The following is a 17286-nucleotide window of genomic DNA, read 5'->3' on the forward strand; positions in this document are numbered from 1 at the left end:
TGATGATCGAGTATTTCAAAATTTCGACCTGACACCTAGCAAGGCCTGTCGAATCGATTGTTAATTTATGTTAAGGCGCCCCCGCCGGGGCTCCCAAGCCCCTGAATCATCATGGTTTGCCGGTTCCGCCTACGCGCCGCCCAGCCTTGGAAGGGCCTCCACCAGCGCCCGGGTGAAGGGATGTTCCGGGTGGTCGAAGACGGCCTGCGAAGGGCCCTCCTCCACGATGGCGCCGTCCCGCAGCACCAGGGTGCGCTCCGCCATGTGGCGCACCACGCCGATGTCGTGGGAGACGATCACCATGGCCATGCCCCGTTCCCGGCGAAGCTCCAGGAGCAAGTTGAGGATCTGGGCCTGCACGGAGGTGTCCAGGGCCGAGACCGGTTCGTCGGCGAACAGCAGATCGGGTTCCAGGGAGAGGGCGCGGGCGATGACCACCCGCTGCTTCTGCCCGCCGCTGAGTTCGCCGGGGCGGCGCGGGGCCACGGCCCCGGGCAGGCCCACCTGGTCCAGGAGGGCGGGGATCCTGGCGCGGCGTTCGGCCCGGGGCATGCCGTGGACGCGGAAGGGTTCCTCCAGCACCTCCTGGACGGTCCACCCGGGGTTGAGCACGGCGGCGGGGTCCTGGTGGACGGCCTGGATCTTCCGGCGCAGGGCGCGCCAGGCCGCAGTCCGCGGCGGGGGCATGGGCGCGCCGCGGTAGAGGACCTCGCCGGCGTCGGGGCGTTCCAGGCCCATGAGGATGCGGCCGAAGGTGGTCTTGCCCGAGCCGCTTTCGCCCACCAGGCCCAGGGTGCGGCCCTCCTCCAGGGCCAGGGCGACGCCGGCCAGGACCGGGCGGCCCTGGTAGGCCTTGTGGACGCCCCTGGCTTCCAGGAGGATCATGGGGCCTCCCCGCAGGGGTGGAAACAGGCGTGGCCTTCGGGGAACCAGGTGTAGGGCCGGTCCAGGCAGTCCTCCCGGGCGAAGCGGCAGCGGTCGGCGAAGACGCAGGGGGGGATGGAGGGCGGCGTGACCAGGGGGACCTGGCCCGGGATGGCGGCCAGGGGCGTGCCGGGTTCCTCCGGGAAGCGGGCGCAGGCGATGAGCGCCTCGGTGTAGCGGTGGCGGGGGCTGCGCAGGACGCGGGCGGTGGGGCCGCTCTCCATGGGGCGCCCGGCATAGAGCACCAGCAGGTCGTCGCAGCGCTGGGCGGCCAGGGGCAGGTCGTGGGTGATGAAAAGCACCGCCAGACCCAGCTCCCGCTGCAGATCGCCCACCAGGTCCAGCACCTGGGCCTGGACGGTGGTGTCCAGGGCGGTGGTGGGCTCATCGGCCACGAGGATCCGGGGGCCCGCGGCCAGGGCCATGGCGATGCAGATGCGCTGGAGCATGCCGCCGGAAAACGTCGCGGGGCGGTCCGCGGCGCGCGCGGAAGCGATGCCGACCCGGTCCAGCCAGCGCGCCGCCTCCCGCCGGGCCTCCGTGCGCCCCATACCCCGGTGGAGCTCCAGCGCCTCGGCGATCTGCCGGCCCACCTCCATGCGCGGGTTGAGCGCCAGGCGTGGCTCCTGGAAGACCATGGCGATGACCTTGCCGCGAAGGCGCGCCCAGTCCCGGGGCGCCTCGCCCAGGATGCGCAGGCTGCCGGTCACCTCGAAGCGGTCCCCGGGAAGCAGGCCCAGGAGCGCCTGGGCCGTCAGGCTCTTGCCCGAGCCGCTCTCGCCCACCAGGCCCAGGGTGCGTCCCGCCGTGAGGTCGAAGGAGAGCCGCTCCACGAGCGGGTTCCCGCCGGCCAGCGCGATGCCCAGGTCCCGGGCTTCCAGGACGGCGGTCACGCCTCCTCCCCGGCCAGCAGGGCCTTGCCCAGGAGGGAGAAGCCCACCGCGATGAGCAGGAGCAGCCCCCACACCGGCAGGACGATGCGCCACTCGCCCAGGATCAGGTTGCGGTAGTTGCTTCCCACGTACGTGCCCAGGCTGGGCGTCGTGGGCGGCAGGCCGAAGCCCAGGAAGCTGATGGTGGATTCCATGAAGATCACCGCCGGCACCCGGAGCAGGAAGACCGCGAGGACGAAACCCTTCATCCGGGGCAGCAGGTGGCGCACGAGGATCCAGGTCTCGCCCGCGCCCAGGGCGCGGCTGGCGGCCACGAACTCGGCCTCGCCCAGGGCCTGGAGCCGGGCGCGGAACATCAGCGCGGGCACGGCCCAGCCGATCACCGACAGGGAGGTGCCCACCGCCAGGGTGGGGTCGGGGTCCATGAACCCCAGGTCCCGGGCGGTCTTGAGCAGGAAGGCCATGGTGATCAGCACCAGGATGTCGGGCAGGGCGAAGAAGAACTCCGAGAGCCGGGTGATGGCGAAGTCCACGGGACCTTTCGCCTGGGCCGCGGCCAGGGCCAGCAGGATGCCCAGGGCGGTGGTGAGGCCCGCCACCCCTCCGGCCAGGGCCATGGACCGGCCCAGGCCGCCCAGGGCGCGTTCGCAGACGGTGCGCGTGGGGAACTCCAGGTCCATTCCGAATGGACAGGCCTGGATCCAGCGCGGCAGGGCCGACAGCGCCAGCAGGAACAGGAGGAGGGAGAGGCCCGCGAGGCCCTTGGCGCGCGGAGTCATGGCCGGGGATCCAGCCAGGAGCGCACGGCCTGGGCGGCCATGGACACCAGGACCAGCAGGGCGGCGAACACGGTCGTTCCCACCACCACCAGGGCGGCCTGGCGCTGCTCGGCGGCGTAGACGTAGAGGTAGCCGAATCCGTGGATGTTGAAGACCCGTTCGGCGATGAAGCTGCCGGTGAGGAGCAGGGTCACCTTGGGCACCGCGCCGTCCAGGAGGACCAGGGTGGCGTTGGGCATGGCGTGGCGCCAGATGACCCGGTCGTCGGAGAGGCCCTTGGCCCGGGCGGTGAGGACATAGGGCCGGGCCATCTCGTGGGCCAGGGCATCGTGGAGCACCTGCCCGAAGAACGCCGCGGCCGGCAGCGCCGTGGCCAGGGCGGCGGCGGCCTCGAAGGGCAGCCGGGACCCGGCCAGGTGGGTGCCCAGGGGGATGGCCAGGACCAGCGCGAAGAAGAAGGGAGGCGTGGCGTAGATCAGGTCCGGCAGGAGCTCCAGGGTGCGCCGGTCCAGGGGGTTGCGGGTGCGCACCCGGAACCAGGCGTAGAGGTAGGCCCAGCCCAGGGAGAGCGCCAGCCCCATGATCCCGATGCGAAGACTGCTGCCCAGGGCCGCGGCCAGGTCGCGGATGTCGAACCCCTGCTGGTCGTTGCCCAGGGGCTCGCCGCGCGCGAGCTTGACCCAGGGCCGCAGGAACCCCAGGGCCCGGCCCTTGCCCAGGTCCCGCTCCATCTGTGCCTGGAGGGAGACCACCTGGGGGCGCTTGGCGTCGTCGCTGACCGGCACGGGAAGGCGCACCACCAGGGCCTGCACCAGGAACGCGACGATGGGGATGATCGCCAGGTCGCGCAGGAACCGGAACCTCACGGCTTCACCGGAAGGCTGCAGGTGAGCCGGGTGAAGTCGATGAAGTTGAACGGGTCGATGGTCAGCTCCCGCAGCCAGGGCCGGGTGCGGAAATAGCGGTCCGGGTAGAAGAGGGGCACCAGGACGGCCTCCTCGGCCAGGAGGATGCGCTGGGCCTCCCAGGCGCGGTCCGCCAGGGCCGAGGCGTCCACCTCGGCGGTGGCCTGGGCCTCGCGTTCGAAGCGGCGGTAGGCGGGGCCCGCGCCGCCGGTCTCGAAGCCGGTGTAGCTGGCGTTGTCCTGGGCGGGGTCCCCGCCGTAGGTGAAGGGCAGGAGGAATTCCTGGGGGTGCGGGAAGTCGGCGCCGGTGCGGCGGAAGTGCAGCGCGTGGCGGGCCCGTCGGTCATGGGTGAGCATCTCGGCGGTCATGGAGCGGGTGCCCAGGAGCCGCACCCGCAGGCCCACCTCCGCCAGCTGGACCCGCACGCCCTCGGCCAGGGCGGCCTCGGGCAGGAAGGTGCCGTTCTCGTGGTAGACCAGGGTGAGTTCCCGGCCGGTCCAGCCGGCCCGCGCCACCAGGCGCCGGGCCTCGTCCCGGTTCAAGGGGGGCAGGGCCTTCAGCCGCGGGTCCCCGTCCCGGAGCCTCCCGGGAAACCCTTCGGGCAGGAGCTGGGAGGCCGCACGGAACCGGGGCAGCACGTGGTCGCCCAGGGCGGTGCGGTCCAGGGCCATGGCGATGGCCCGGCGCACCTCCAGCGGCAGGAGCTCCGTGCTCATGCCCATCCAGAAGGTGCTCCAGAGCGCGGCCTGGCGGCGGTCGGCGGGGTGCTTGAAGGTGGAGGGGCCGTCGTCCAGGAAGTTGAAGTCCACCCGGCCCTGGTCGTACAGCAGGGTGGCCAGGTCCGAGGGGAACAGGACCACCCGGGGCACCCGGCCGGGAAGGGCGGGGTAGTGGGGGTTGGCCACCAGGTCGATGCTCTCGTCCAGGCGGTTCCATTCCCGGATTCGGTAGGGCCCCAGGGCCAGGGGGTCGCCGTTCCCGGTGCGCCGGTAGTACGCCCGGATCTGGTCCTCGGTGAGGCCCCGGAGCCGGTGGGAAGGGGCGGGGCAGAAGGCGTAGACGCCCGCCAGGTAGCCGGGGAAGTAGGTGCGGGGCGCCGCGAGGCGGACCTGGAAGATGCGGGCGTCCAGGGCGCGGAATCCCACCCGGGCCAGGGCGGCGGCGCGCGGGGGGCCCGGAGGAAGGGCCAGGTAGTCCCGGACGCCCACGATGTCGCTGAAGTACTTGCTCTCCTTCCCCTCCAGGGCGCGGCGCCAGCCCAGGACGAAGTCCTCGGCGCAAAGGGGGGCGCCGTCGGACCAGAAGACGTCGTCCCGCAGGCGGAAGGTGTATTCCACCGGGCGCTTCGGGTCGTCCAGGGCGCAGGAGGCGGCCACGTCCAGCACCAGGTCCTGGGAGGCGTTCCAGGTGTAGAGCCCCCGCATGGTGGCCCGGGCGACGGTGTAGTTGGGCGGGCTGAAGTCGCTGCTCAGGTTCCAGTCGAGGGTGTTGGGGGTGAGGTTGATGGCGATGCGCAGGACGGCGTCCTCCACCCGGGCCGGCTGGGTGTAGCGGGGGCGCGCGATGTGCCGGCCCGCGGCCAGGCCCAGCGCCAGGAGGCCGCAGAGGCCCAGGGTGAACCAGGGTGTGCGCGGTGGAGGGATCATGCGGCCTCCAGACTAACCGGAATGGCGGCCGCCATGGATGCGGCCCCGGGGGCGCGTGAGACGGCCCCCGACCTGTGCTAGGGTTCAGGCATGTTCCCGTCCCTGCTCCTCCCCGTCATGCTGGCCGCCGCGCCCTTCAAGGCCTCGCCCGTGCCCGGAGGGGTGGTCCGGGTCCCGGTTCCGGGGCCCCGGGCCGCCTACCATGGCGAGCGCGTGCTGGTGCGCAAGGGCGCCCGCGGGTGGGAGGCGGTGGTGGGCATCCCCCTCTCGGCCAAGCCCGGCCGCGACACCCTGGACGCGGAGGGCACCCCCGTGCCCTTCACCATCAAGGCCAAGCGCTACCCCGAACAGCGCGTCACCCTCAAGGACGAGCGCCGGGTGAACCCCTCGCCCGAGGACGAGGCCCGCATCGCCCGGGAGGGGGCCCTCGCCAAACCCGCCTGGGCGGCCTGGCCCGAGGGGTTCGAACCCACGCTGAAGTTCCTGCGCCCCACCCCCGGGGCCCTGACGGCCTCGTTCGGCATGCGCCGGATCTTCAACGGCGAGCCCCGGTCGCCCCACTCCGGCCTGGACATCAAGGCCCCGGCGGGCCAGGTGGTGCGGGCCCCGGCCGCGGGGGTGGTCGTGCTCACGGGGGACTTCTTCTTCAGCGGCAACGCGGTCTACCTCGCCCACGGCGAGGGCGTGGTGAGCCTGTTCGCGCACCTGTCCAAGGTGCTGGTGAAGGAAGGGCAGGTGCTCAAGGCCGGCGAGCCCCTGGGGCGGGTGGGCAGTACGGGGCGCGCCACGGGCCCGCACCTGCACTGGTCCCTGAGCCTGAACAACGCCCGGGTGGACCCGCGGCTCTTCCTCTAGTTGCCCTTGGTGTATTCCTTCAGGAGCTCCTGCTTCTGCCGGGTGTATTCGTCTTCCGTGATCAGGTCCTGCTCCCGGAAGCGCTTGAGGCCGCGCAGGCGCTCCTCGACGCTGGCGGGGACCGGGGCGGCGGCCTTGGGGGCGGGCGCCGCGGCTGCGAGCCGGGGTGCTGCATCCGCCAGGGACAGGACGAGCCAGTCCGCCCGGGGGGACTCGGCGCCGGGGGCCTTCAGGACGGCGGAGCCGGGCCGGGTCCGGGACCCGTAGTCGAAGGAGGGCAGCCGGTTGTCCAGGTTGTAGGCGTAGACGAAGTCCAGGCGGGTGTCGTGGACGATGAGGTTGAGCCTGCCGCCCGTGGCGAAGACCCGCGCCGTCACGCCGAGGTTTTCGGCGAAGAAGCCGCCATCGCGCCTGAGGGTGCTCAGGACCACGAGGTCCTCCCCGGGACCCGCCGCGGCCATGGCTTCCGACAGGGCCTTGGCCATGGCTTCGGCTTCCGCCGGGATGAACAGGGGGGCGTCCTTGCCGCCGTCGGCGTAGCGGACCCCGCCCAGGGCCTGGGCCAGGGCCGCGGGGTCCACCGTCATGGGATGGGTGTTGGCGGAGGCCCCCTTCTCGGCGGGGGTCCGCCTCACGTAGCTGAGGTTCCCGAAGTCCCAGGTGCGGCGCGGCGCGGCGTGGACGGCCGGAATCAGCATCAGGGCCAGGGCGGCGGGAAGATATCTCATGGGGGCAACCTCGGGATTTCTCGATCCTACCCCACAATGGCGGCCGCAGAATCCTGCCCGGTGCGCGAGAAAGGCTGGATCCCACCCGGTCAAATGCCATCTAATGGGGGCAGGCGGTACCTGTCGCCTCGACCTCCACCTGCCCTGCCTCCCCGGGGGTGCCCCCCTGAACCTGCCCATTCTCGTCCTTGCCTTCGCGCCCCCGGGAGGGGAAGGGCCGGGTCTGTCGGCGTGGTGGCTCACCTGGTTCCTGCTTTTGGCGGGGCTGGCCGGCCTGGGTCTCTCGGTCTTCTGGCTCCAGTGGCGGATCCGTCGGCTGTTCGATCGGAATAGCACCCTGGAGCGCCAGATCGAGGACAACGCCAAGGCCCTGGAGGCGACCAACCGGGCTCTCGAGGCGGCCAGCCTGGTGGACCCCCTCACCGGCCTGCACAACCGGCGGTTCCTGGACCATTCCCTGGCCATGGACGCCCAGCAGGCCCGGCGGGCATACCAGGAGATGCAGGCAGCCGGCAGGGACCCGTCCGAGGCCCGGGAGGACATCCTGCTGTACCTGATGGATCTGGACTACTTCAAGCAGGTCAACGATACCTGGGGCCAGGCCGCGGGGGACGCGGTGCTCTGCCAGCTGGGCCAGGCCCTCAAGGGCATCACCCGCAAGACCGATTTCCGGGTGCGCTGGGAGGGCGGGACCTTCCTGGTGGTGGCCCGGCGGGCGCGGCGCTCCGGCGCCCCCACCGTGGCCCGGAACCTCCTGGCCGCCGTGCGGGACCTGACCTTCCAGTTGCCCAGCGGGGACAAGATCCGCAAGCGCGTGTCCATCGGGTTCACGGCCCTGCCCATGCTGCCCCTGGGGCCGGACCTGGGCACCTGGGAACAGGGCATGGCCATCGCCGAGCAGTGCCTCGCCGCGGCCAAGCGAAGCGGGCGGGACCGGTACGTGGGGGCGGTCTTCAAGCCCGAGGCCGACCCGGAGCCGTTGCGGGGGATGGAATCGTTGGATCTGGCCTGGGCCCGGGCGCATGGGCTCGTGGACGTGCTGTGTTCGGAGCCGGGGTTTGTCTGGCCGCAGGCGGCAAATGGCTGAGGCCTTGGGGATTTTGGCTGAATCAAGTATGTGGGAATGTTTAGGTAAAAAACAATTACGCTGAGTGCGCGGAGGCGCTGAGGACGCGGAGGGCGCCGACCCACTTCCGCATGGGCCCTGGCCCGCTGGCGCGGTCCGCAGCGCTGACGCGCTGCCCCTTCCGGGGCGTGGACCGCTCCGCAGGCAAGCCTTCGGAGCGGCCCACGCCCCGGAAGGGTAGACGGGCCCATGCTGGTATGGGGGTTCCGGGTGGTCAGGCGTCGTGGCCGTTCCATCAACCAACCCCAGGCAAGCCCGCTGCCGTGATTGGGATGGGACCGGACGGCGGCGCACGGGCCCGTCAGCCCTTCCGGGGCGGGTCGGCGCTCTCCGCGTCCTCAGCGCCTCTGCGCACTCAGCGTAATTGTTTTTTACTCGACTCCACCAGGGTGAACGATCCTGCCGAAAGCAACCAGAAATCAAGCTTGCAGACCCACCCTAGTCCACCCCCGCCGGCACCAGCATCCGGATCCACCCCTCCAGCTCCGCCACCCGGAACGGCTTCTTGAGCAGCCCCTTGGCGCCCATGCGGAGCAGGTCCTGGACCTCCTCGTTGTCGCCGTAGCCGGTGCAGATGAGCACGGGCACCGCCGGGTCCACGGCCTGCATCCGCCGGAAGCAGCCGGAACCGCCCAGCCTGGGCATCTTGAGGTCCAGGATCACGGCGCTGAGGTCGGCGTGGGCGGCGGCGAAGACCTCGGCGCCCTCCTCCCCGTCCCAGGCCGACAGGGTGGCGTAGCCCAGGCGCTGCAGGGCCTCCACCATGAGGGTCATGATCACCGGTTCGTCGTCCACCACGAGGATGGTGCCCTTGCCGCGGTTCGCCGGGGGACGGGGGGCGGGACCGTCGGGGGCGGGCAGGGCGCCTTCGGGGAAGCGCACGGTGAACGTGGAACCGCGGCCCGGGACCGACTCCACCTGGACGCCGCCGTGGTGGGACTGGAGGATCCCGTAGACGGTGGGGAGCCCCAGGCCGCTGCCCCGGACCTTCCCGTCGGCCTTCGTGGTGAAGAAGGGCTCGAAGAGCCGGGACCGGGTGGTCTCGTCCATGCCGATCCCGGTGTCCTTCACGCTCATGGCGGCGTAGCGGCCCGGGGCCAGGCCCAGGGCCGCCGCGTCGCTCCCTTCCAGGCGGTCGTCCCAGGTGCGCACGACGATGACGCCGGGGCCGCGCATGGCCTCGGCGGCGTTCACGAGGAGATTCAGGACGACCTGGTTCACCAGGGACGGGTCCGCGTCCACCCGCGGCGGCGCCCCCAGGCTCAGGTCCACGGTCACGCCCTGGGGCAGGGAGGCCGAGGCGAACCCGCAGGCCTCCCGCACCAGGCGGTCCAGGTCCACGGACTCCAGGATGTTCTTGCCCCTGCGCCCGAAGGCCAGAAGCTTGGCGGTCATGCCGGTGGAGTGCTCCGCGGCCTCCAGGATGGCCTGGAGGTGCCGCCTGCGATCCGGGTCCTCCTCCCGGGCCAGGAGCAGGTCGGCGTGGCCGATGATGCCGCCGAGCATGTTGTTGAAATCGTGGGCGACGCCTCCGGCCAGGCTGCCCAGGCTTTCCATCTTCTGGGACTGCCAGAGCTGGGCCTCCATCTTGCGGCGCTCCTCCTCGGAACGGGCCAGATCGGCCTCGGCCTGGACGCGCTCGGTGATCTCCCGCGAGTTGGTGACGATGCCCCGGACGGTGGGATCGTCCAGGTAGTTGACGCCCACGGCTTCCATGTCCACCCAGCGCCCGTCCTTGCAAGCGTAGCGGTAGCGCACCACGCCCCGGGCCCCCGGGGCGGCCAGGATCGCCCGGAACGTCCTGCCCACCGCCTCGCGGTCGTCGGGGTGGATGAACTCCATGGTGTTGCGGCCGGCCATCTCCTCGGGGCTGAAGCCGTGGATGCGCTGGGCCGCGGGGGAGTTGTAGGTCAGGTTGCCCTGGGCGTCCAGGATGGAGAGGATGTCCCAGGAGTTGGCCAGCAGGGCCCGGCGCAGTTCCTCGGACTTGGCCAGGGCGTCCGCGGCGGCCTGCAGTCGCCCCCGCTCCCGCCGGTACCCGGACATGACCACCCAGATCATGAGGGCCGCCAGGGAGTTGGAGATGACGAAGCTGGAGAAGACGCTCTGGAGCCGCTGCGCCTGGGACCGGTAGGGCGCGGCGAGGCCGGGCATGAGAAGGTCGGCGGCGAAGATCAGCGCGCCGTTGAGCAGCAGCAATCCCAGCAGGATCGCCAGCTTGCGGCCCCTGAAGAAGATCACGGTGAACGCGGTGGGCAGGACGAAGAAGAGCGGGATGGGCCCGCCGCTGGCGCCCTTGAAGAACCACACGAAATCCAGGGTGCCCACCATGGCGGCCAGCGAGAGCACGCCGGGATAGCGGCCGCCGCGGCAGGCCAGGTAGAGCGCGAAGGCGGCGACGCCGAAGCCGCCCATGACCAGGTGCACCCGGAGGGGGAAGTGGTGCACCAGGTTGATGGGGATGACCGCCAGGAACGACACCAGGGCCGCCACGAGGCAGAGGATCGTCAGGAGGCGGTGTTCCAGGTCCCGGGGATCCTCCGGAAGGACCCTGGCTGTGAATCGGCTGGACCCGCTGAAGGGGAACATGGACCGGCTCCTGGGTGGAGGTATCCCTGGAGTATGCCCTCGTTTCAGGGCGATGGAAGCGGGATCAGCGGTCCAGGCGCTTGATCGCGATGGTCAGGAATTCCGGCGGCGCGGGGAGGATCCCCACGTCGGCCACGGCGCCCTGGCCCTCCTGGCTGAGGATGAAGCGCAGGAACTCGTCCACGGCCGGATCCAGGGGCTGGCCCGGGGCGCGGTTCACGTAGGCGTAGTAGAGGCGCGGCATGGGGTACCGGCTGGTGGTGACGTTCTCCTGGGTGGGGAACCGCGCGTCGGAGGCCTTGTAGGGGACGATGGAGAGGACCTTGACGCCCGCGTACCAGGAGGCCAGCGATCCGTAGGCGATGCCGGCCTCGTCGGTGACCACCGCCTCGGCCAGCGAGGCGGAATCGTCCTTGGGCACCAGGCCCGCGCGGAAGGGGCCCTTGAGGAGCACCGAGGCCTGGAAGGCGTCCCGGATCGCCGTGCCTTCGCCCCGGCCGTAGGCGTGGATCTCGCGCTTGCCCAGGTCGCCCCGCACCCGGAGGTCGCCCCATTCCTTGATGGGCTCCTTGGCGCCGCCCAGGCGGTCCCGGGAGTAGATGGCGTCCAGCTGCTCCATGGTGATGCTGGAAAGGGAATTGTTCTTGTGCACGAAGACGATGAGGGCGTCCATGCACACCGGGATCCGCATGGGCATGTAGCCGAACTTGGTCTGGAAGGCCTTGATCTCCTCGGGGGTGAGTTCCCGGGCGGTGATGATCAGGGGCCTGGCGCCGTCGGCCAGGTCCTTGGCGGCGTCCTTGGTGACCTTGGGCAGGTAGGCGATGCCGGCCTTGGGGTGGTATTGCCGGAAGAGCCGGTTCCATTCGTCCCCCAGGTCCGACAACGCGTCGGTGCCGGGGATCTCCAGGCGGGTGGTCACCTGGCGCGTGGCGACGTAGGACGGCAGGGTGGCCGAGACCTTGGCGCGGACCTGGGCGGTCTGGGCCCGGAGGCCGGGCGCTCCCGCGGCAAGGCACAAGGCGATTGCGGCGTGCAAACAGGACTTGCCCATGTAGATCTCCCGAACGCGGTAGTACGAGGGATGGCTATCCCGGCGGAGCCGCCCGGAAGTACCAGGCGACCTATGGATCGTTGTTTAGTAGACTAACGCCTTGCCGCTCACGGTACCAAGAGATCGTGCGATTCCCGGAGGACGCTCCATGACCCTGTGTCGTATCCTGGCTCCTGCGCTGGCCTGTTTTTTCCTCGGCCTGCCCGCGCGGGGCGCGGACGAGAAGCCCACGCCCCGGCATTCCAAGGCGGGGGTCACCTGCTTCGACTGCCACAAGGAGGAAAAGCCCACGAAGGCGGCGGTGGCCGAGGAAGCCTGCTTCGCCTGCCACGGGGACGCCCCGGCCATGGCGGCCTACACCAAGGCCCTGCCCGTGAACCCCCACGCCGTCCCCAAGGGCGGCCATCCCGGGCCCTTCCTGTGCACCCAGTGCCACCGCCAGCACAAGCCCCCGGTGGTGAAGTGCCTGGAGTGCCACCCCACGTTCAAGCTGACCCCGAAGTAGGGGGACGTACAGGAAGAGGCCCGCATGCGAATCACCATCCTCGGACTCGGCCGGATGGGCGCCCCCATGGCGCGCAACCTCATCGAGCTTGGCCACGAGGTCACCCTCTGGAACCGCACCCCCGGGCGCGCCGAAGCCCTGGTCGGCCCCGGCGTGGTCATCGCCTCCACGGTCCCGGAAGCCGTGGCCAAGGCCCAGGTGGCCCTGACCATGGTCGCCGACGACGCCGCGGAGGAGGCACTCGCCTACGGCCCCGGCGGACTCCTGGAGGAACTGGGCCACGGCGCCATCCACCTGTGCATGAGCACCATCGGCATGGACACCTCCCGCCGCCTGGCCGAGGCGCACGGGGCGGCGGGGCAGGGCTACGTGGCGGCGCCCGTCCTGGGAAAGCCCAGCGAAGCCGTGTCGCGGCGCCTGTGGGTGCTGGCCGCGGGGCCGGAGACCCAGGTGAACCGCTGCCTCGTGATCCTGGAGGCCCTGGGCCGGGGCATCACCCGGGTGGGGACCCGGCCGGAGATGGCCCACGCCCTCAAGCTGGGCGCCAACCTCCTCACCGTGGCCATGGTCGAGACCCTGGGCGAGGTGCTGGCCTTCGGCGAGAAGGCCGGCTTCGCCCCGGCGGACTACCTGCGCCTGCTCAACCTCGGCCTGCTCAAGTCACCGCCCATGGACGCCTTCGGGGGCCTGATGGTGCGCCGGGACCACGAACCTTCGGACCAGACCCTGGACCTTGCGGCCAAGGACCTGGCGCTGGTGCTGCGCGCCTCCCGGGACCTGGGCGTCGGCATGCCCATCGCGGCGCCGCTCCTGCGGCAGGTGGAGACCGCCGCCGAACAGGGCATGGGAGGCCGGGACATCACGGCCCTCGCCCTCCTCCACCGCCAGGACGCCAAGCCGGAGGAACCCGCGCGCCCCCTCACCAAGGCCGAGCGCCGGAGGAACGCCGGCGCCCGCAAGGCCGGGGAGCCCGAACGGCGCCGGGGCGCCGAATCCCGCAAGGCCGCCCGGGACACGCCGTCCCCGGCCGCGAAGCCCCGCCCGGAAACCCCACGCGGGGCGGAACCGGCCCCCGCGCCAAAGGCGCCCGCGCCCGTGCCAAAGCCGCCGCCGGCCCCCGTGCCGGAGCCGGTTCCGGCGCCCGTGCCGGAGCCGCTTCCGGCGCCCGTGCCGGAGCCGCTTCCCGTGCCCCTGCCGGTGGCCGAACCGCTGCCGGTTCCGGTGCCCGAGCCCCAGCCGCTACCCGCGCCCCTGCCGGTGCCCGAACCCCTGCCGCCGCCCGCGGCCGCGCCGCTTCCGGAGCCGGACCCCGACGCAGGCGCCCCACTGGCCCTGGTGGAGGAGCCCCGGTTCGAGGCCATCGGGCCCGAGGGGGCCCGGGTGGTGGACCTGGCCGCCACCACCCACTTCGAGGCCGTGGACGGGACCGTGCACGCGTGGGTTGAAGGCACGCGCCACGCCACCCCCTGGCGCACCTTCGAGGAGGTGGAACTGGCCTTCAACCACGTGCTCTTCGTGAGGATCCAGCGCACCCTCCTCCTGAACCCCCAGGCGGTGCAAGAGATCCGGTCCCTCTTCGCGGGGCGGGCCAGGGTCCGGGTGGCAGGCGGGATGGAGCTTCCCTGCACGCGCGAGGCCGCGAAACGACTCAGGTTCCTGCTGGGTGAGTGAAGCTGTCCTTGACCTTGAAAGGCATTTCGTGGATCGTAGGCTGATGTCGCCCTTGATCCCAGCCTTGTGCCCCGGTCCCGGCCGCGATGCCGGGTGTCGCGCCGCGCAGGCGGGTTCCATCATCATGACCACCACCCTGACCGGTACCCATTCCGGCGCGGGGACGGTTTAGTCGGATCATCACTTCCACTTTCCGCCCCGCGCCACCCGGACGCGGGGCTTTCTGCATTGGCCGAGGTCCCCATGAACAGCCTCCCAACCGTCCCCCTGCGGGTCATGAAATTCGGCGGCACCAGCGTCAAGGACGCGGCGCGCATGCGCGACGTGGCCGCGCTGGTCGCCGCGGCCCTGGAGACGGACCGGGTGTGTCTGGTGGCCTCGGCCATGGCCGGGGTCACCGACCTCCTGGTCACGGCCCCCGGCGCCGCCGCCGGCGTGCCCGAGGCCTTCCTTGCCCGGCACCGGCAGGTGGCTGCCGACCTCAAGCCGGACCTGGGCCCCGGCGCGGACGCCCTCGGCGCGGAACTGGAGCTCCTGGCCGCCGAGTGCGCGCGCATCCTGCAGGGGGTGAACCTGGTGGGCGAATGCTCCCCTTCCGTGCTGGCGGTGCTGTCGAGCCTGGGCGAGCGCGCCTCCTGCGCCATCCTCACGGCGCTCCTGAAGGGCCGGGGCCTCGAGCCGCGGTACCTGGACCCTCGGCGATACCTCATCCTGGAGGGGGAGCCCATGGAGGGCCGGCCCCTGCCGGACGAGATCCGCGCGCGGCTGGGACCGGAGCGGGACGGGGACGCCGCGCTCTGGGTGCTTCCGGGGTTCTTCGGGGGCGACGCCCAGGGCCGGATCCTCTCCCTGGGCCGGGGCGGCTCCGACTACACCGCCGCCCTGGCGGCCGCGGCCCTGGACGCGGACCTGGTGGAGATCTGGACCGACGTGGAGGGCGTCTTCAGCGCGGACCCCCGCCTGGTGCCCGAGGCCTTCCCCCTGCCGGAGGTTAGCTTCGAGGAGGCCATGGAACTGGCCTTCTTCGGGTCGAAGGTGCTGCACCCCAAGACCATCGCCCCGGTGCGCTCCCGCGCCATCCCCATCCGGGTGGCCAGCACCTTCAAACCCGGCCACCCCGGCACCCTGGTGCGCGACGGCGTGGCCGCGCCCCCCCTGGGCGTGCGGGGCATCTCCTTCCTGCCGTCCCTGGTGATGCTCAACCTGGCGGGCCCGGGCATGGCCGGCGTGCCCGGCATGGCGGCCCGGGCCTTCAGCGCCCTGGCCCGGCGCGACCTTTCCGTGGTCTTCATCAGCCAGTGCTCGTCGGAGCTGTCCATCTGCATCTGCCTGCGCCGGGAGGACGGGGCGCGGGGCGCGGCGGTGCTGGACGAAGCCTTCCGCATGGAGCGCGCCGCGGGCCTGGTGGACGCGGTGGAGATCCAGGAGCACGTCTCCATCCTCAGCATCGTGGGCGACGGCATGCACCTGCGGCCCGGGATCGCGGGCACCTTCTTCGACGCGCTGGCGGACGTGGACTGCAACGTCATGGCCATCGCCCAGGGCTCCTCCGAACGCATCATCTCGGCCGTCGTCCGGGAGGAGGACGGCCGCCGGGCCATGCCCCACGTGCACCGGCGCTTCTTCCGCACGGCGCGGACCCTGGACCTGGTGCTCTTCGGCGCGGGCAACGTCGGCGGGTGCCTGCTGGAGCAGATCCATGGCCAGGAGCCCCGGTTCCGGGAGCAGGGCCTGGACATCCGGATCCGCACCCTCGCCACCAGCCGGCGCATGGCTCACGGCATCCGGGACCTGGGGACGTGGCGGGAGGCCTTCGAGGCCGGCGCCGTCCCCACCGACCTGGACGCGGTGCTGGCCTCGGCACGCCTGGACCGCACGGCCACGAGCGTGTTCGTGGACTGCACCACCAGCGCCGAGCTCGCCGCCCGCTACCCGGAGATCCTGGAGGCGGGCTTCCACCTGGTGGCCGCCAACAAGAAGGCCAACAGCTCGTCCACCGCGTTCCACAAGGGCCTGCGGGAAACCTGCCGGCGCCTGCGCCGGCGTTTCCTGTTCGAGACCAACGTGGGCGCGGGCCTCCCCGTGGTCGACACCCTCCAGAACCTGGTGCGGACCGGGGACGTGGTGCAGCGCTTCGAGGGCATCCTCTCGGGCTCCCTGTCCTACATCCTGGGCGAGGTGGGCGACGGCGTGCCCCTTTCGCGGGCGGTGGCCCAGGCCCGGGCGCAGGGGTTCACGGAGCCCGATCCCCGGGACGATCTCAGCGGCATGGACGTGGCCCGCAAGCTCCTCATCCTGGCCCGGGAGATCGGCATGGAACTCGAACTGGAGGATGTGGCGGTGGAGGGCCTCCTGCCCCCCGGCTTCGACGCCTCGGGCGACGTGGACGCCTTCATGGAACGCCTGCCCCAGCTGGACGAGGCCTTCGCCCGGCGCGCGGCCCAGGGCGGCTTCCTGCGCTACATCGGGGGCTTCTCCCGGGAGGGCTGCGCCGTCGGCCTGAAGGTGGTGGACGCCTACCATCCCCTGGCCCAGGTGAAGGGCGGGGAGAACGCCTTCGCCTTCTTCACGGAGCGCTACAGCCCCTATCCCATGGTCGTGCGCGGCTACGGGGCCGGCGCCCAGGTCACGGCCGCCGGGGTGCTCTCGGACGTCCTGAGGCTGGTCCATTGAGCCGGGCCGTGCGGTTCTTCGCGCCGGCCAGCATCGGCAACGTCGCGGCGGGCTTCGACCTGCTGGGGGCGGCCCTGGCCCCCCTGGACGGGACCCTGCTGGGGGATTTCGTGACGGTGGAGCCCGCCGGCGCCGACCGGTTCGCCGTCGAGGGGGCCTTCGCGGCCATGCTCGCCGGGGACGCCCGGCCCAACCTGGTGGTCCGCGCCCTGGCCCTGTTCCGGGAGCGCGCCGGGGTTTCCACCCCCTGGGCCGTCACCCTCGAGAAGCGGCTGCCCGTGAACAGCGGCCTGGGCTCCAGCGCCAGCTCCGTCGTGGCGGCCCTCGCCGCCTTCCAGGAGGCCGCGGGTTCACCCCTGGAGGGCCCCGAGCTCCTGGCGCTGGCGGGGCGGGCCGAGGGCACCTACAGCGGCGCCGGCCACCTGGACAACGTGGCGCCCTCCCTCCTGGGCGGGCTGCGCATGGTGGTGCCCGGCCGGGACGGCCGCGCCACGGCCCGGGAGCTGCCCTGGCCGAGGGACCTGGTCTTCGTGGTGGTCCATCCCGAATGGGAGCTGCCCACCGCCGCCAGCCGCGCGGCGCTGCCCGGGGAGGTGCCCCTGGCCGGGGCCGTGACCTTCGCCGGCAACCTCGCGGGCTTCGTGCACGCCCTGCACGCCGGGGACCGGGGCCTTCTGGCCCGCTGCCTCCGGGACCCCCTGGCCGAGCCCCACCGCGCGCCCCTGGTGCCCGGGTTCTCCGGGGCCAAGGCTGCGGCCCTGGCCGCGGGGGCCCTGGGCTTCAGCCTTTCGGGCTCGGGCCCGTCGGTGTTCGCGGTGGCCCCCGAAGGGCGGGCCCCGGCGGTGGCCTCGGCCATCCGGAAGGCATTCGAGGAAGCGACGCTGCCCAGCACGTCCTGGCTCTGCGGCCTGGACACGCGGGGCGCGAGGGAGGCCTAG

14 protein-coding genes are annotated in these 17286 nt (G+C 72.1%); 6 read left to right on the forward strand and 8 right to left on the reverse strand.

Annotated elements, in window-relative coordinates:
- Window positions 1-129: 129 nt before the first annotated feature.
- From ACZ5LB_RS18905 to ACZ5LB_RS18925, 5 genes are read right to left on the reverse strand one after another with little or no spacing between them, the layout of a single operon-like run.
- A complete protein-coding gene (locus ACZ5LB_RS18905; RefSeq protein WP_464603755.1) occupies window positions 130-885 on the reverse strand; it encodes an ABC transporter ATP-binding protein in 756 nt (251 codons plus the stop codon).
- Window positions 882-1817 (reverse strand): ABC transporter ATP-binding protein, encoded by a 936-nt coding sequence (locus ACZ5LB_RS18910; RefSeq protein ID WP_464603756.1) that lies wholly within the window; start codon window positions 1815-1817, stop codon window positions 882-884. Before ACZ5LB_RS18910 ends, ACZ5LB_RS18905 begins: the two co-directional genes overlap by 4 nt.
- On the reverse strand, window positions 1814-2596 hold the full coding sequence (locus tag ACZ5LB_RS18915) for an ABC transporter permease (protein WP_464603757.1): 783 nt from the start codon (window positions 2594-2596) through the stop codon (window positions 1814-1816). Before ACZ5LB_RS18915 ends, ACZ5LB_RS18910 begins: the two co-directional genes overlap by 4 nt.
- A complete protein-coding gene (locus tag ACZ5LB_RS18920) occupies window positions 2593-3462 on the reverse strand; it encodes an ABC transporter permease subunit (protein WP_464603758.1) in 870 nt (289 codons plus the stop codon). The genes ACZ5LB_RS18915 and ACZ5LB_RS18920 overlap by 4 nt, the downstream gene beginning before the upstream one ends.
- Window positions 3459-5147, reverse strand: coding sequence for an ABC transporter substrate-binding protein (locus ACZ5LB_RS18925; RefSeq protein ID WP_464603759.1), 1689 nt, complete (start codon window positions 5145-5147; stop codon window positions 3459-3461). Before ACZ5LB_RS18925 ends, ACZ5LB_RS18920 begins: the two co-directional genes overlap by 4 nt.
- A 90-nt stretch (window positions 5148-5237) precedes the next feature.
- On the opposite strand from ACZ5LB_RS18925, the gene ACZ5LB_RS18930 reads away from it, so the two are divergent.
- Complete coding sequence (locus ACZ5LB_RS18930; protein ID WP_464603760.1) at window positions 5238-6002, forward strand: M23 family metallopeptidase; 765 nt, start codon at window positions 5238-5240, stop codon at window positions 6000-6002.
- Here ACZ5LB_RS18930 and ACZ5LB_RS18935 read toward each other — a convergent pair.
- A complete protein-coding gene (locus ACZ5LB_RS18935; protein WP_464603761.1) occupies window positions 5999-6730 on the reverse strand; it encodes an SHOCT domain-containing protein in 732 nt (243 codons plus the stop codon). The two genes, ACZ5LB_RS18930 and ACZ5LB_RS18935, sit on opposite strands and share 4 nt — an antisense overlap.
- 103 nt (window positions 6731-6833) lie before the next feature.
- Here ACZ5LB_RS18935 and ACZ5LB_RS18940 point away from each other — a divergent pair, with 103 nt between their 5' ends.
- Entirely contained in the window at window positions 6834-7817 is a 984-nt protein-coding gene (locus ACZ5LB_RS18940; RefSeq protein ID WP_464603762.1) for a GGDEF domain-containing protein, read from the forward strand.
- Between the two features lie 477 nt (window positions 7818-8294).
- Here ACZ5LB_RS18940 and ACZ5LB_RS18945 read toward each other — a convergent pair whose 3' ends face one another.
- Together ACZ5LB_RS18945 and ACZ5LB_RS18950 are read right to left on the reverse strand one after the other, a co-directional pair.
- On the reverse strand, window positions 8295-10445 hold the full coding sequence (locus ACZ5LB_RS18945) for a hybrid sensor histidine kinase/response regulator (RefSeq protein ID WP_464603763.1): 2151 nt from the start codon (window positions 10443-10445) through the stop codon (window positions 8295-8297).
- Between the two features lie 64 nt (window positions 10446-10509).
- Window positions 10510-11499, reverse strand: coding sequence for a PstS family phosphate ABC transporter substrate-binding protein (locus ACZ5LB_RS18950; protein WP_464603764.1), 990 nt, complete (start codon window positions 11497-11499; stop codon window positions 10510-10512).
- A gap of 148 nt (window positions 11500-11647) precedes the next feature.
- On the opposite strand from ACZ5LB_RS18950, the gene ACZ5LB_RS18955 reads away from it, so the two are divergent.
- The 4 genes from ACZ5LB_RS18955 (at window position 11648) to ACZ5LB_RS18970 (ending at window position 17286) form a co-directional block, all read left to right on the forward strand.
- Entirely contained in the window at window positions 11648-12004 is a 357-nt protein-coding gene (locus ACZ5LB_RS18955; RefSeq protein ID WP_464603765.1) for a cytochrome c3 family protein, read from the forward strand.
- Window positions 12005-12028: 24 nt separating this feature from the next.
- A complete protein-coding gene (locus ACZ5LB_RS18960; protein WP_464603766.1) occupies window positions 12029-13675 on the forward strand; it encodes an NAD(P)-binding domain-containing protein in 1647 nt (548 codons plus the stop codon).
- Window positions 13676-13918: 243 nt separating this feature from the next.
- A complete protein-coding gene (thrA, locus tag ACZ5LB_RS18965; protein ID WP_464603767.1) occupies window positions 13919-16348 on the forward strand; it encodes a bifunctional aspartate kinase/homoserine dehydrogenase I in 2430 nt (809 codons plus the stop codon).
- An 8-nt stretch (window positions 16349-16356) separates the two neighbouring features.
- Entirely contained in the window at window positions 16357-17286 is a 930-nt protein-coding gene (locus tag ACZ5LB_RS18970; protein WP_464603768.1) for a homoserine kinase, read from the forward strand.

The sequence above is a fragment of the Mesoterricola sp. MK458 genome (assembly GCF_055384935.1).